General features: G+C 56.1%; 11 protein-coding genes. 7 read left to right on the plus strand and 4 right to left on the minus strand.

What is annotated here, in order from left to right; genetic code table 11:
- Window positions 1-26: 26 nt before the first annotated feature.
- Window positions 27-776 carry a hypothetical protein gene (locus tag PMI36_RS04115; RefSeq protein ID WP_008075327.1) on the minus strand — a complete coding sequence of 250 codons (750 nt, stop codon included), beginning with the start codon at window positions 774-776 and terminating at the stop codon, window positions 27-29.
- A 383-nt stretch (window positions 777-1,159) separates the two neighbouring features.
- Here PMI36_RS04115 and mdeB point away from each other — a divergent pair, with 383 nt between their 5' ends.
- Together mdeB and aceF are read left to right on the plus strand one after the other, a co-directional pair.
- On the plus strand, window positions 1,160-3,868 hold the full coding sequence (mdeB, locus tag PMI36_RS04110) for an alpha-ketoglutarate dehydrogenase (protein ID WP_008075328.1): 2,709 nt from the start codon (window positions 1,160-1,162) through the stop codon (window positions 3,866-3,868).
- 106 nt (window positions 3,869-3,974) lie between these two features.
- On the plus strand, window positions 3,975-5,294 hold the full coding sequence (gene aceF, locus PMI36_RS04105; RefSeq protein WP_008075329.1) for a dihydrolipoyllysine-residue acetyltransferase: 1,320 nt from the start codon (window positions 3,975-3,977) through the stop codon (window positions 5,292-5,294).
- Window positions 5,295-5,443: 149 nt separating this feature from the next.
- Here the strand turns inward: aceF and PMI36_RS04100 are convergent, their stop codons facing one another.
- Entirely contained in the window at window positions 5,444-6,214 is a 771-nt protein-coding gene (locus PMI36_RS04100; protein ID WP_008075330.1) for an enoyl-CoA hydratase/isomerase family protein, read from the minus strand.
- 359 nt (window positions 6,215-6,573) lie between these two features.
- Between PMI36_RS04100 and PMI36_RS04095 the strand changes: the two genes are divergently transcribed.
- Both PMI36_RS04095 and PMI36_RS04090 read left to right on the plus strand, forming a co-directional pair.
- Entirely contained in the window at window positions 6,574-7,611 is a 1,038-nt protein-coding gene (locus PMI36_RS04095; RefSeq protein ID WP_008075331.1) for a CDP-6-deoxy-delta-3,4-glucoseen reductase, read from the plus strand.
- Window positions 7,612-7,652: 41 nt separating this feature from the next.
- Entirely contained in the window at window positions 7,653-8,129 is a 477-nt protein-coding gene (locus PMI36_RS04090) for a VOC family protein (RefSeq protein ID WP_008075332.1), read from the plus strand.
- Between the two features lie 538 nt (window positions 8,130-8,667).
- Here PMI36_RS04090 and PMI36_RS04085 read toward each other — a convergent pair.
- Both PMI36_RS04085 and PMI36_RS04080 read right to left on the minus strand, forming a co-directional pair.
- A complete protein-coding gene (locus PMI36_RS04085) occupies window positions 8,668-10,044 on the minus strand; it encodes an amidohydrolase family protein (RefSeq protein ID WP_008075333.1) in 1,377 nt (458 codons plus the stop codon).
- Between the two features lie 120 nt (window positions 10,045-10,164).
- Window positions 10,165-10,860 carry a Crp/Fnr family transcriptional regulator gene (locus PMI36_RS04080; protein ID WP_008075334.1) on the minus strand — a complete coding sequence of 232 codons (696 nt, stop codon included), beginning with the start codon at window positions 10,858-10,860 and terminating at the stop codon, window positions 10,165-10,167.
- 100 nt (window positions 10,861-10,960) lie between these two features.
- Between PMI36_RS04080 and PMI36_RS04075 the strand changes: the two genes are divergently transcribed.
- The 3 genes from PMI36_RS04075 (at window position 10,961) to PMI36_RS04065 (ending at window position 14,820) form a co-directional block, all read left to right on the plus strand.
- Window positions 10,961-11,935 (plus strand): SDR family NAD(P)-dependent oxidoreductase, encoded by a 975-nt coding sequence (locus PMI36_RS04075; RefSeq protein ID WP_202949518.1) that lies wholly within the window; start codon window positions 10,961-10,963, stop codon window positions 11,933-11,935.
- Complete coding sequence (locus tag PMI36_RS04070; protein WP_008075336.1) at window positions 11,928-12,620, plus strand: Crp/Fnr family transcriptional regulator; 693 nt, start codon at window positions 11,928-11,930, stop codon at window positions 12,618-12,620. Before PMI36_RS04075 ends, PMI36_RS04070 begins: the two co-directional genes overlap by 8 nt.
- A 151-nt stretch (window positions 12,621-12,771) precedes the next feature.
- On the plus strand, window positions 12,772-14,820 hold the full coding sequence (locus PMI36_RS04065; protein ID WP_008075337.1) for a hydantoinase/oxoprolinase family protein: 2,049 nt from the start codon (window positions 12,772-12,774) through the stop codon (window positions 14,818-14,820).
- Window position 14,821 lies beyond the last annotated feature (1 nt).

The raw sequence follows: 14,821 nt of genomic DNA on the forward strand, positions 1-14,821 counted from the left end.
GTGGGGCGATTGCAGCGCAATACGACTCAGCGCTTGGAGAGGCTGCGCTTGGCAGCGGCGAATTTCTCATCCAGGGTGCGCTTGGAAATACCAGGCAGGTTTTTATGGTGAGCGGTCAGTGCGTCGACAATGGCGGCTTGGGACCGGAAAACAGAATGAGGTTTCCCAGAGGGGGAGTGATCTAGAAACAGACTGACCATTGCGCCGATAATGTGGAGGTAAGCGGTTTCGCTCCGGTCGCTGACCTTGCTATTGGTCTTGATCAGGTGATGGATGTTCTCCTTTTCCAGCCCGACAGCTTCAAGTTCATTCAGCAATTGTTGATAAGCTGTTTCTATATCCTTTATCTGTAGCTGCAAGGCATCCCGGTCGGCTTGTAAGGCCAGGTAGATACCGATACTGATATCTCCTTGTTGATCGAGTGATTGTTCGAAAAGAAAAGCTGGCCTCTGATCAGGGTAGTAGCGCGACATCCAAAATCTGAGGTCAGTATGGCGGACGGTTAGCTGACTGTGATCGACGGTGGTGCCAATGGCGACAGGCATACCCAGGCAGCCGTAGGTCAGTTCACCATGTTGAATAGCATCGAGAATCTTCTCGGCATTGGTATTTAGGCATGGCCATTGTGGGAACGCTGTGTTGAGCAGCTTTGGGTTGCGCCATGCTACCTCAAGAATTTCCGTTTCGTAGGCCATTAAATTGCACCAACGCAACGCTGCTTCAATGGGGCGATAGAACAGTTTGGCGTATGGGTTGCAACTTTGGACAGCATACATGCTGGAAGTCTCCTTGAAATGCGGGTGATGTCTTGACTATTTGGGATGCGCTCAACCTTATCGATTGCTCCAACCGTTTAACGTCGATGGGCAAGCACCCTCGGCGAGAGATGTTGCACGGCAGCGAGTGGCCGTGACTGAAGCGATTCTGCCGCCCCTTCTGCACTGATATCGATCCCTCGCCGACCCCAAGACGAGTGAGCCGCACTCTGCACGTTCTGGAACTGATATTCATCCTTCTGAGGGGGGCTGCTCCTTGCTTTTTCGATCCTCTGTATCTGCTTATTAAACATTTGATAATTTGACATTTGTCAGGAATATATGGATAAATGTTTGTTATATTTAATAGGTATAACAATTAAAGAATAACACAGGAGAAGCCTATGACCCATTCCAATTCCCCAGCCCTGGCGGCCTTGACGCTGGAGCAGAATCAAACCGACGCGCAAGAAATGGTCGAATGGCGTGAGGCTCTGCTATCGCTGATAGAGAATGCGGGGCCGGAGCGTGCGCGGGAAATCCTCGACATGCTCACGACCATTGCTCGCGATCCTGCCATTGGTTGGCATCCCGTCCACGGAACGCCTTACATCAACACTATCCCGGTAGAGCAACAGCCAGCATTTCCCGGTGATTTGGCTATCGAGGAGCGGCTAGCGGCAATCATGCGCTGGAACGCGCTGGCGATGGTGGTACGGGCTAACCAGGCTTATGGCGAACTGGGCGGACACATCGCCAGCTATGCGAGTGCTGCGGATCTTTTCGAAGTCGGCTTCAATCATTTCTTCCGCGCCAGCAATGGCACGCTCGGCGGCGATCTGGTGTTCTATCAACCGCACTCGTCCCCTGGGGTCTATGCCCGTGCCTTTCTGGAAGGGCGCCTGAGCGAACATAACCTTGAGCATTACCGCCAGGAAATCACCGCACGGCGTAGCGGCATTCAGGGGCTTTCCAGCTATCCGCATCCCTGGCTGATGCCTGACTTCTGGCAATTCCCCACCGGCTCCATGGGCATTGGGCCGATCAGCTCGATCTACCAGGCGCGGTTCATGCGCTACCTGCAGCACCGTGGTTTGCAGGACACCACCGGGCGGACCGTGTGGGGGGTATTCGGCGATGGTGAGATGGACGAGCCGGAGAGCATGTCGGCACTGACCCTGGCTGCCCGTGAAGGCCTGGACAATCTGACCTGGGTGGTCAATTGCAATCTGCAGCGCCTGGACGGTCCTGTGCGTGGCAACGGCCGCATCATTGACGAACTGGAGGCTTTGTTCAGCGGTGCCGGCTGGAATGTCATCAAGCTGGTCTGGGGGTCGGATTGGGACGGTCTGTTTGCCCGCGACAAGGACGGTACGCTGGTGCGGACCTTGTCGCAGACGGTGGACGGTCAGTTCCAGACCTTTGCCGCAAAGGATGGGCGTTATAACCGCGACCATTTCTTTGGCCAGAACGAGGCGTTGGCCCAGCTCGCCCAAGGTCTTACTGACGAGCAGATCGATCGCCTCAAGCGTGGCGGGCATGACATGGTGAAAATCTTCGCCGCCTACCAGGCTGCGACGCTGCACAGTGGTCGCCCGACCGTGATTCTGGCTCAGACAAAGAAGGGCTACGGCATGGGCGAGGCAGGGCAAGGCAAGATGACCACCCATCAGCAGAAGAAGCTGGATCGGGACGCGCTGATCGCGATCCGTAACCGCTCCAATCTTCCGCTTTCGGACGAGCAGGTCGAGTCTCTGAGTTTCTACAAGCCTGCCGATGACAGTGCGGAAATGCGCTATTTACATGAGCGACGCCAGGCGCTCGGTGGTTACATGCCAACCCGCAGCACCACTGCGGCGGTCGTGCCAGTGCCTGACTTGAAGGGCTACGGTGGTTTCGCGACCCAGGCCGAAGGCAAGGAAATGTCCACCACCATGGCCTTCGTGCGCATGCTCGGCAACCTGCTCAAGGACAAGCAGCTGGGGCCGCGGGTGGTGCCGATTGTCGCTGACGAAGCACGCACCTTTGGCATGGCTAACCTGTTCAAGCAGATCGGCATCTATTCGAGTGTCGGTCAGCGTTATGAACCGGAAGATATCGGTTCGATTCTCAGTTATCGCGAAGCCATGGATGGGCAGATTCTTGAGGAGGGCATCAGCGAGGCGGGGGCCATCAGTTCCTGGGTTGCAGCGGCCACCAGCTATTCGGCGCATGGTCTGGCCATGCTGCCGTTCTATATCTACTACTCGATGTTCGGCTTCCAGCGTGTTGGTGATTTGATCTGGGCCGCCGCCGATCAGCGGGCTCGCGGTTTTCTCCTCGGTGCTACAGCCGGCCGGACCACGTTGGGCGGCGAGGGGCTGCAGCACCAGGATGGCAGCAGTCACCTGATTGCTTCGATGGTGCCCAACTGTCGCGCCTACGACCCGGCCTTCGCTGGTGAGTTCGCGGTGATCCTTGATCATGGGATGCGACAGATGCTGGAACGTCAGGTTGACGAGTTCTATTACGTGACCTTGATGAATGAGAATTACGCGCAGCCGACGCTACCGGAAGGTGTCGAGTCAGACATCATCAAAGGCATGTACCGTTATGGCGCACAGCCGGTGGACAGTTCGCGCGGGAGCGTGCGACTACTCGGTTCGGGAACAATTTTGCTTGAAGTGATCGCTGCCGCTGAGCTGCTGGCTCAAGACTGGAACATCGAAAGCGAAATCTGGAGTGTGACCAGTTTCAGTGAGCTGGCTCGCGATGCTCGCGAAGTCGAGCGCTGGAATCGCCTGCACCCGCAGCAGGGGGCCAAACAGAGTCACGTCGGCAAGTGCTTGCCGGTGGGGGTGCCGGTGATCGCCGCGACTGACTACGTGCGTGCCTTGCCAAATCTAATTGGCGCCTATGTCGAGGCGCGTTATATCGCCCTAGGCACTGACGGATTCGGCCGTAGCGATACGCGCGCGGCCCTGCGCAATTTCTTCGAAGTGGATCGGCACCAGATCGCGCTGAGTGCGCTCGCATCGCTGGTGCAGGAAGGCAAGCTCAAGCCTGAGGTCTGTGCCCAAGCTATCGAGCGTTATGGCATCGATGCCGACTCGGTCGCGCCCTGGGAGTGCTAAGTACGGCACCAAGGCTGCTTGTTCCGCGCGGCGCCGCCAGGTGCCGCCGATCATCTTGTTCGGGCTGACTGGGTTCAGTCCGGCTTACTTCGTCAGGAGTTTAGGCATGAGTACACTGCAGGAGATTCGGGTTCCCGACATCGGTGATTACAAGGAAGTGGACATCATCGAAGTGCTGGTCAGTCCCGGCGAATCGGTCGTCGATGGGCAGAGCCTGGTCGTCGTCGAGACCGACAAGGCCTCGATAGAGATACCCGCCGCGCAGGCTGGTGTAATCAAGACGTTGAATGTCGTGGTGGGCGACAAGATCAGTGAAGGGTCGCTGATTGCGATGATGGAGGTGGCTCCAGCACCCGGCATGGCGATCCCGGTCACCGCCCCCTTGCCTGAGCCAGCGCCGGCAGCTGTTACGCTGTCTGTAGAACCACCGGCTCAGCCTGTAGAGCGTGCGCCCGTCGTGGTTTCGCCACTCGCACAGGAATTGACTGAGGCCAAGGGCGAGCTGCCCTTTGCATCGCCTTCAATCCGTAAGCTGGCTCGCGAACTGGGTGTCCCTCTGGCCGAGATTCGCGGTACAGGCGTTCGAGGTCGAATTTCCCGGGCGGATGTCGAGAGTTTCATCAAACGCGTCATGACCGGGCAGGCTCAGACTGAAGCCCAGAAAGCCAACACACCTGCTGCAGGTGGCGGTTTATCTGGCCTGCTGCCTTGGCCGCAGGTGGACTTTGCCAAGTTCGGTCCGGTCGAGCGCCAGGATCTCTCACGCATCAAGAAAATCAGCGGCGCGAACCTGCACCGTAACTGGGTGATGATCCCTCACGTCACCAACCATGACGATGCCGACATTACAGAGTTGGAAGCCTTCCGCGTACAGCTCAACAAAGAGTACGAGAAGGCTGGGGTGAAGGTCACGTTGCTGGCCTTACTGATGAAAGCTTGCGCAGTGGCCCTGAAGAAATTTCCGGGATTCAACGCCAGTCTGGATGGCGAACAAATCGTACTCAAGCAGTACTTCCATATTGGCTTTGCCGCCGACACCCCAAACGGTCTGGTAGTACCCGTAATCCGCGACGTCGACCAGAAAGGGGTGATTGCCATCGCAAGGGAGATGGCTGAGTTGTCGGCCAAGGCGCGTGACGGCAAATTGGGACCAGCTGAGATGAGCGGCGGTTGCTTCTCGATCTCATCGCTTGGCGGTATCGGTGGCACTTATTTCACGCCCATCATCAACGCACCGGAAGTTGCAATCCTCGGTGTCGGGAAGAGCGCTACCAAGCTGGTTTGGAATGGCAAGGAAGGTGTGCCTCGCTTGATCTTGCCTCTGAGTCTCAGTTGGGATCACCGGGTAATTGACGGGGCCGCAGCCGGACGTTTCAACGCTTTTCTGGCTCAATTGTTGGCGGACTTCCGGCGCTTGATGCTGTAAGGGAAGGGGTGTAAGACGTTAGAGGGAGGGCTTGATAATGCACGCTCCCTCATTACCTACTTAGGTAAAGAAAAGCAACGCAGCTGTGAGCTGCGTTGCGATACCAATTGTTCAGGGCAAGCTTGCGAGCAGCCTCTCCCGGAGAGCGGTTAGCTTCCAAAGCGTATGAAGCTCGCCTGTGCCTCGGGGCTACTGGTCATCTCCATAAAGAGGCTATTCGCGGCGATATCAGCACCTTCGTCCGCACACTGTGACGCGAAATAGCGCTTCACCGCTTCGGATTGTCGACGTGGCAAGGCGGCAAGCTGGCTGGCAATCTTCAAAGCTGTATCGCGAACTTCGCTTGCGCTGTCGACCAGAATATCCGCCAGTCCGAGACGATGAGCCTCTGCGCCCGTAAGCGTCTCTATCCCCCAGGACAGCCGCCGCGCAGCCGGCATCCCGATTCGACTGCCGACCGACGCAAGGCCCCACGCGGGGAACAGCCCAATTGGTACTTCTGGCAGGCTCCATCGCGAGGCCGCGTCGGTGACGACGATGTCGCAGGATGTGGCAAGGGTGAGGCCTCCACCGACGGCAAAGCCATGAACTGCTGAAACCACCGGTTTAGCACACTGTCCGATCATCCTGGCGAGGCGACCTGATTCTGCTTCAAAAGAACGTCTTTGAGCTGGGGTCATGGATGTCAGGCCGCCAAGGTCACTGCCGGCGCAAAAGCCTCTGCCTTCACCAACGAGCAGGATTGCACCGACGCTGGCATCCTCGTTGATGTCCGCTAAAGCCTCGGTCAGGCTGGCGACAAGCGCACTGGACATTGCATTGCGTTGCATCGGTCGATTAAGGGTAAGGATCTCAATCTCCCCTTGCCTTTGGCGTAGGACAGGCGTTATCGGATGGGCGGCTGGAGTCGAAGGTTGCATGATGATTTCTCCTGAAAAGTTTGATGATTAAGGTCGGTAGGTCACGGGTATTGCGGCGAAAAAAAGGCTGCTTAATACCGGCTATTTCGTAGTAGCGACAGGTGCTATCCAGGAGAGCGCCGTATGTCTAGATTGACTCGGTAGCCCTCTGCCGGGGTTATATTGACATCCCTGCAAAATAGATCTAATTTGCGTTCTATGCAATGTCATGTGCTGGCTACTGGCGCGGATGTTCTACTCACTATAAAAATAAAATGGAGACAAGAAGTGACTCTACTCGCGAAGGGCCGCGTGGCAGTGCATCAGCCTGTTACACGCGTTGAACTTGTCTGCCTCATCACTGCGCTGGAGGGTGTCAAATGAGTTTCTCTGTACGCTTGATGCCCAGTGAACTCTCCTTCTCCGTGGGTGAGGGCGAAACGATCCATGCGGCAGCCGCCGCTGCGGGGATAGGGTTGCCCTATAGCTGTAAGAAGGGCGTTTGTCGCACGTGCCGTGCTCGGGTGATTGAGGGCGAGGTGCGGCACAAACACTCGTCACTGTCTGCTGAAGATCTTGCCGCCGGTTATGCGCTGTTGTGCCAGTCGGTGCCCGTCACTGACGTGGTGGTTGAAGCGAAGCCTTTGCCGGTAGTTGCCAAGTCCGATATAGCGAAGGCGCTAGTGGCTGATATGCGGCTGGCTGCCCCCGATGTGATGATCGTTTCGTTGCGACTGCCGCCTCGCAAGGGGCTTCAATTTAATGGCGGGCAGTATGTCGATATCCTGCTTCCCGATGGCGCTCGTCGTAGCTATTCGCTGGCAACTGCGGCACGGGCGGAGGGGAACTGGGAGTTGGAGTTGCATATCCGGCACAGTCCCGGCGGACTCTTTAGCGATCATGTGTTTAGCAATATGAAGGCGCGTGAGTTACTCACCATCTGCGGGCCACTGGGCACGTTCTTCCTGCGCGAAGACAGCAGTAAGCCCATTATCCTCGTTGCCAGTGGTACCGGTTACGCACCCATTCGCTCGATGCTCCAATATGCCTTCGAGGCAATGCCAAACCGCGACATCCATCTCTATTGGGGCGGGCGAACCAGAGCGGATCTGTATTTGGCTGATGAGCCTGCGCAGTGGGATGCTCAGCACGAACGTTTCCACTTCATTCCGGTTCTGTCCGATCCAGCTCCGCGAGATGCCTGGCAGGGGCGAACCGGCTTTGTTCATCAGGCGGTTATGGCCGACTACCCTGATCTGTCATCCATGCAGGTTTATGCTTGTGGGGCGCCGATCATGGTCAATTCCGCCCGCCGCGATTTCGTTGAAACTTGTGGCCTGCCAGCCGACGAGTTCTTTGCAGACTTGTTTCTCACGCAAGCCGATTTTGTCGAGAATGAAAGCGTCGCGGCAAGCTGAGACCGCCTTCCAATCATTACAACAACAGCCGAGGAAATGTCATGAACGCAAACGCAGAGACGCCAACCTGGGAAAAGAGATCGGTGGCCAATCCGGTCATCAAATCGATGCTTCTAACCCATGGCACAGCTGAAAGTTACGATATTGAAAAGAGCCGTCAGTTTTACGAAGAATTTCTTGGGCTGAGCTGCGTCAGAATCTCGCCCGAAAGCGTCATTTTTACTATCGGCGTACGGTTTCACGTAGTCGTGCTCGCACTTGGTGAAGAAATTCGCCCAATGGGCTTGGCCAATCACTGGGGTATTCAGGTTGAAACCAAGGAGGAGGTCGATCATGCCTATCGTGCCTGTCTCGAGCTGAAGGACAAGTACGGAATCCGGGAGACTGTTGAGCCCATGGAACAGGTGTGGGGCGCCTATAGTTTCTTCTTCCAGGATCTCGATCATAACTGGTGGGAAATCGAATACTACCCTGGCAATCTGACCGATGATTTCTTCGCCTTCGGCGATATGGTCTGACGCATTGTTGAGAGCGATGGGTGTCGACCAAATGATGCATAAGTGGTCGCGCCCAGCGCAGGGGCAGTGCGTATTTTCTTTTGTGATGCGGCTTGCAGGCCTCTTATGGGGACTCCTGAGTAGCGACCGTATTCTGTTCCTCTCCACGTTCTTGATACGTTACTGCTGGAGTCGTCACCGTTACTGGTGCTGCTGCGATTCTGGCAATCGTTGCATCAGGCCTCGTCCCTTATGATGCCTGTTTTGATTCTGATGAATCGGCGGCCATCACCTGCCTTATCCTCAATCCAGATTTTTTGCTTTCAGGCTTGGGGTTGTTGACCCGATTTCGGGGCGACGGGGACTACTCCCGTATTGATTTTTTGGGCTTGCAGCTTCGATTCTTGATGATCGGCGTTAGTATCACACGCAGTCGCGCAGATAGGGTTCTGAACAGGTTTGTGAGCTGAGGTAAGGGGGCAACGCCAAGACCTTTTGCCTGGTTCCGGCGCTGCCTCCCATTATCGATTAAGCCTCCCGCTCAAGCTTCGTTATGGCCCTACACAAACGGCCAGCGTGAAGGAACTTTATGGCCAGAGCGTGCGACGAGTTGCTCTGCCGCAGCGCGAAGATCATTGATGAGTTTGTCTTCGGAGATGAAGGTCGGCGATCCGTTCTCGATCTTGATCTGGCCATCGACAATCACTGTTTCAACGCTACGACCATCGGCGTTGTACACCAACGAATTGATTGGATTGATGAGTGGTTGCCACTCCAGTGAGTTGGTATTGAGTATGACAATGTCGGCTTTTTTTCCTACTTCAAGGGAGCCAATTTCGTGATCAAGGCCTATTGCCTTGGCGCCCTGGATGGTTGCCATTTCAAGAGCGGTTTCCGCATGGATCATTGCAGTGCTTTCGCGCGCATCCTTATAAATGCCGGCTGTCAGACACATCACGCGCATCATATCCACCGAGCCGAAATCGGCACTGTCGGTCCCCAAACCTACCACCACGCCCTGTTTGAGCATCTCGGGTAATTTGCCATGTTGGGTTGTGCCATAACCGCAGCGTAGAGATGTTGTCGGGCACATGACCACACGGGTTTCCGTGCGCGCAAGAATATCGATTTCCGCCTGATCCAGCAAAATGCCATGACCCAACACCACATTGGGGCCAACAACACCAAGCTTCTCAAGATACTGGATGGGCCGCATATTGTGGTCGCGCAAAGCCCTCTGGATATGGCGTGGTCGTGCAGACTGGTGGAAGGTCATTCCGACGCCATAATCGTCGGCTATCTTTTTTGCCGCCGTGGCGAATTCAGGCGAGCAGTCTGAAGATGCATAGGCCAACATCACCCAGGCGCTGACTCGACCGTCGCAACGACCGTGATAGGTTTTGATGATCTTCTTGAGTTCTGCGAGCGCATCAGGCGTGGACTGGACGTTGATATGGATTTCATTCGCGGTATCGGTGACGTTGCGTCCCATGATGACTCGTGCACCAGCCGCTTCATATGCCTGAAAGGCTGTTTCATGTCGTTGCGAATCGCTGGGGTTCAGGACTGTGGTGGTGCCATTCTTGAGATGTTCGGTCAGGCTGGCCAGCGTAGCGATGTATTCCTCATCTTCAGACATCACATTGCGCACCGCGCAGGATTCTTCGACATAGGTGGATGTTAATTCGTCGAGAAACAATCCACGCATGATCTGCGGATATAAATGGTCATGCGCATTAACAAAACCGGGCGTTACGATCCTGCCGCGAGCATCGATGACCCGATCCGCGGTGACGTCGGCCAACTCGGCTTTCGTTCCCACTCGCGTGATTCGGCTCCCCTCTATAAGGATGGATCCTCCACGAATAATGCGGCGTTGGGGATCCATCGTGAATAGGTAGTCAGCATTGTCTATCTTGATTGAGCGCGTAGGCATGTGATGATCCTCACTTTGAGAGGCGTTCCCGCGGGGTGAAGCCTGGGTAACACCGGGTCGACAAACCGAAAGGCGGTGGATTGCATTGGATTGCTACCATCATCACCCTTCGGGTAGGTGTCATCCTCGTGGCTGCGTGTCTGTCCTGTCTGCATATGACTTTACTATCGGCCGACCCGGCTTCGACTCACCGTGCTCGAGGGTAAGCCGGTTTAGCGACTCCTGATCAATGACCAGGATACGAGAACGCTCGAGTCGAATGACCTGCATTTCCTGCAGTCTATGCAAGGCTGAGGCGACAGTGACGCGTGTTTTTCCGGCGATCTGCGCCAGTCTTTCCTGACTGAGGGGGATGGTGCCGTTGTGATCGCTGTGCTCCATCAGGATTATCGCAATGAGAGTGAGGGAGTCGCTGAATGCAATCCGTTCAAGCTCTCTCAAAAGAAGCGATGTGTTTTCTGCACTGTGTTGCATGAGCTCCAGGATCAGTGATGGATCACGGTTGACTGCTGCAATGATGCTTGACCCTGAAATATAGCCGATCGTGCACTTGGTCAGCGCGACAGCAACGAGGTTTGTCGTGATGCTGATCCCGCCCAAGGCCGATTGTTCGCCAAAAAGGCAACCAGTGTGCAACACCATCAGCGAGCGTACTCGGCCGTCCGGCGAGAGCATAACCACTTGAACTGATCCTTCGATGATGCCTAAGGCATGATCTTTTTCAGGCAAGACTATCTGGCGATCGGGTCGATATTGTTTCACGGTGTCAATTGAGAACCGGTCGAGCCATTGCGACTTGAGCGGGTAAGTGTGCATGGGTCGTTTTCCTGCGCGAGGGACGTAATTGACAAAATTAATTTTCGCACATAAATTGACAGGGTAGTAAATATTGTTCATGTTGAGACGTGCGTAAATCATGGGTCAACGCTACGCCACATTAAATAAAAATAAAAAGGTGAATGTGATGGAATCGAATGCAGTGTTCGGAACCAGTTCGACAGCGGCAGATGTCGTGCGTGGTCGTGACCTTTCGGGCGTTGTTGCGATTGTCACGGGTGGTGCCGCAGGCATCGGCATTGAAACAGTAAGGGCCTTGGCCAGTGTGGGCGCTGACGTGATGATCGCCGTGCGCAATCCAGCGACAGGTGAGTTCGCAGCAGCGACCATCAATTCGGAGTTAGGTCGGGCAGCAGTCAGTACCGGGCTCCTCGATCTGGCAGATCTGGCGTCCGTTCGTGCTTTCGCATCCGCTTGGGGCGACCGCCCGTTGAATCTTCTAATCAACAATGCAGGGATTATGGCGGGGCCGTTGGCGCGGACAGCGGACGGCTTTGAAGTTAACGTCGGGATCAATCATCTCGGTCATTTTCTGCTGTTCCAGCTGCTGCGTCCCAATCTTGAGCTTGGAGCGCCTTCACGAGTCATTCAACTCTCGTCGGGCGCGCATTTGCGTTGGCCGTTTGACTTCGATGACTGGAATTTCCTGTCCCAACCCTATGATCCGACGGCAGCCTACGGGCGTAGCAAGACAGCGACGGCCCTGGCGGCCGTTGCTATCAGCGATCGCTACGAATCTCGTGGTATCAACTCCTATTCGGTGATGCCAGGTGTCATCCGAACCGGCTTGTTCAAAGATATGGATGAAAAAGCTGAAGCGGAGTTGATGGCGCGCGTGGGATCAATGCTAAAGACCCCACAACAAGGCGCCGCGACGACGGTCTGGGCGGCGCTTGCGCCGGAGCTCGAAGGGCGCGGCGGACTTTATCTTGAAAATTGTGCTATCGCTGGCACTCCAACGTTTTCGCCGCCGTCTGGCGTTGGAACGCATGCGCAGGATCTCGATGCGGCGCAACGGCTTTGGGCGATATCGAGCGAGGCAGTCCATGGCTAATCCGGCGCGTTGGTCTGAGGAAATGGTGACGTCTGTCGTGGATGGACATGGCAATGAGGGGGTGGTTTCTCCCGAACGGCTGCGCCAGATCCCGATTGCCTGTCGGCATGAGGTCGCAGAAGGTACGCCGATCCCAACCATAGGTAAGGATGGCGAGTCAGTCATCATCATTATCCTTGAGGGGGGCGCCCGTTCAATCTTGCGCGGTCGTGATGGACGCGAGCATCTTCTGGGATTTCTCGGACCGGGCAGTCTTATCGGTGAACAAATAGCTATTGGGCGCACCCGGTTTGACAGCGACCTGGTCTGTATAGCGGACTCCAATTGTATCGTTGGCGAGATATCTCCTTCCAGTCTCATGGCTGCGATACGCGCCCATCCGGACCTGATACCGGCACTTTTGCACGTTATCAGCCGCAAGACCGCGACCTTGTTGCGTGACATCGAGCGTGGTGCTTTTGCTACCAGTGCGGCACAAACCGCTGCGCTTCTGCTCAAGCTTGCTGACGACAACGGCTATGTTCACGTCAGTCAGGCGCGTTTGGCGCAATTCGCGGGCAAGACTCGGATGACCATCAGCACGCAACTCAGGCGATTGGCACGGCGCGGAACCATCGCCCAGGAACGTGCCTGTATACGCTTGGTTGATTCGGCATTTCTCGAAAAAGTGAGCGACCAGCGATGATCATGGCATTTTCGAAACTACAACAAATCATATGCAGATGCCGGGCGGGATCGCGTATGGGCTCGAGTCTAAATAGTCTGTGCGCGGGGCTTCTCGCGTGCCTGTCGGCCAGCGCGACAAGTGCTCGCCATAACAATAAGGGAGAAGCGAAATGAGTTATATATTGGCCGCCGACACGGGGGGAACATTTACCGATCTGGCTGCTTACGACAGCGAGAGCGGCCGTGTCATCTACACCAAGAGCCTCACCAATTATGGTGATCTCGTGGAAGGGCTGATGAGCTGCGTGACGAAGGCCGGAATTGATCTTGCCAAGGCCGAAACTGTTAAATTCGGTACGACCTTGGTGATCAACACGTTTGTACAACGTAACGGTGCCAAGACTGCCCTGGTGACGACCAAGGGCTTTCGTGATGTCATGGAGCTGGGCCGGGGCAACAGACCGGTTCCTTTCGACCTGCGTTTTGCACGCGAAGCGTCTTTGATCGGGCGAGATCTGCGGTTCGGCATCGACGAGCGCATGTCGGCTGCAGGTGAGATCCTGCAACCGCTTGACCTGGTGGAGCTGGAAAGCCTCGCGACGTGTCTGCGCGAGCTCGGCGTCGAATCGGTTGCCGTATCCTTTCTCAACTCCTACATCAATGACGAGCACGAACGCATTGCCGTCGAGCAATTGCGCAAGTTTCTCCCCGACGTCTATGTCAGCGCCGGTACCGAATTGAGCCGCGAGTGGTACGAGTACGAGCGAACCTCTACCGTTGTGGCCAATGCTTATGTTGGGCCAAAGCTCGAAGACTATGTCGAGCGTCTGAATGAGCGACTGTCATTGGAAGGCTTCAAAGATAGCTTCTTCCTGATGGCATCGAACGGTGGTGTTTTCTCGGCCGAGCGAGCTCAGCAGCAGCCGGTGATGCTCGTCGAGTCGGGGCCGGTCGGAGGATGCATCGGTGCGGGTGTATACGCCGAGGCTTTGGGTCTGGAAAGGGTCATCGCGTTTGACATGGGAGGGACCACCGCGAAGTGTGCTCTGCTCGAAAATGGCCGCTTTGAGGTCAAGTCACCGTATTACGTGGGTGGTTATGAGCGAGGATTTCCGGTCCGTGGCGGTGTTCTGGACATCGTAGAAGTGGGTACCGGCGGTGGTTCGATTGCGTCTGTCGATCGCCATGGCGGTATGCATGTCGGTCCACGCAGCGCCGGCTCTACCCCGGGGCCAGTTTGCTATGGCCGCGGCGGTGTCGAGCCGACGATAACTGACGCCAATCTGGTGCTCGGTCGAATTGCCGCATCGTCGTTCCTGGGTGGCGAGATGACGCTCGACGAGGCGGGAGCGCGAAGTGCGATTGAGAAAGTCGCCACCGCACTGGGTTTTTCCGGCGACGCCGGAACGGATGAAACCGCACAAGGCATATTGTCTCTAGGGGCGCTGACGATGGCGTCTGCAATCAAGCAGATTACCGTCGAGCGGGGTATCGATCCGCGCGACCTGTCGATGATCGCCTTTGGCGGGGGTGGGCCACTGCATACCGCCGCTCTTGCTCGGGAGTTGGGTGTACCGCACCTGATCATTCCGCCGGAGCCAGGCAATTTCTCCGCACTGGGCATGATCCTCGCCGACGCTCGTGTCGATGACACGCGCACCTTCCTCAAATCTCTGGATCAAGACGCCGTTCCTTTGTTCACTGCAGGTTTCGAGGAAATGGAACAACGGGTCGGTGGCGAGATGGCGCGTGATCTTGGCGTCTCCAGTATCCGCTTCGAACGTCAGGTCGAGCTTAGCTTCAAAGGGCAGAAGCACACCGTGCGCGTTCCGGTGGGTACCGATCCCGATACGGCAAGCGTTCGCGAGACGTTCGAGACGATCTATAAACGCCGCTATGGCCACGTCGAGGTCAACTCGCCGATACAGATCGTCAACCTGGTTCTGACGGCGGCTGCGACGATCAAGCGTCCTCGACTCGAGGAGCTCAGTCCGTCGGTCGGGGAGGGCAATTCCAATCCGAGTGGCGAAAGGTCGGTGTATTTCGCCGAACGCGGTGGGCGCATCAGCACGCCAATTTATCAGCGTCGAAATCTTCAGCTTGGGTTCTCTGCCACTGGTCCCGCGATCATCGAAGAATATGGCTCAACCACCGTCGTTGGTCCCGATGACCGATTTGAGGTTGGTCAGCTCGGTGAAATCCATATCCGTTTCAATTGAA

It is taken from the genome of Pseudomonas sp. GM79, assembly GCF_000282495.1.
GTDB lineage: Bacteria > Pseudomonadota > Gammaproteobacteria > Pseudomonadales > Pseudomonadaceae > Aquipseudomonas.

Excerpts from the sequence above, each read along its gene's own strand:
- PMI36_RS04115 (WP_008075327.1), bottom strand. The coding sequence starts at position 776 with ATGTATGCTGTCCAAAGTTGCAACCCATACGCCAAACTGTTCTATCGC.
- mdeB (WP_008075328.1), top strand. The coding sequence starts at position 1,160 with ATGACCCATTCCAATTCCCCAGCCCTGGCGGCCTTGACGCTGGAGCAG.
- aceF (WP_008075329.1), top strand. The coding sequence starts at position 3,975 with ATGAGTACACTGCAGGAGATTCGGGTTCCCGACATCGGTGATTACAAG.
- PMI36_RS04100 (WP_008075330.1), bottom strand. The coding sequence starts at position 6,214 with ATGCAACCTTCGACTCCAGCCGCCCATCCGATAACGCCTGTCCTACGC.
- PMI36_RS04095 (WP_008075331.1), top strand. The coding sequence starts at position 6,574 with ATGAGTTTCTCTGTACGCTTGATGCCCAGTGAACTCTCCTTCTCCGTG.
- PMI36_RS04090 (WP_008075332.1), top strand. The coding sequence starts at position 7,653 with ATGAACGCAAACGCAGAGACGCCAACCTGGGAAAAGAGATCGGTGGCC.
- PMI36_RS04085 (WP_008075333.1), bottom strand. The coding sequence starts at position 10,044 with ATGCCTACGCGCTCAATCAAGATAGACAATGCTGACTACCTATTCACG.
- PMI36_RS04080 (WP_008075334.1), bottom strand. The coding sequence starts at position 10,860 with ATGCACACTTACCCGCTCAAGTCGCAATGGCTCGACCGGTTCTCAATT.
- PMI36_RS04075 (WP_202949518.1), top strand. The coding sequence starts at position 10,961 with ATGGGTCAACGCTACGCCACATTAAATAAAAATAAAAAGGTGAATGTG.
- PMI36_RS04070 (WP_008075336.1), top strand. The coding sequence starts at position 11,928 with ATGGCTAATCCGGCGCGTTGGTCTGAGGAAATGGTGACGTCTGTCGTG.
- PMI36_RS04065 (WP_008075337.1), top strand. The coding sequence starts at position 12,772 with ATGAGTTATATATTGGCCGCCGACACGGGGGGAACATTTACCGATCTG.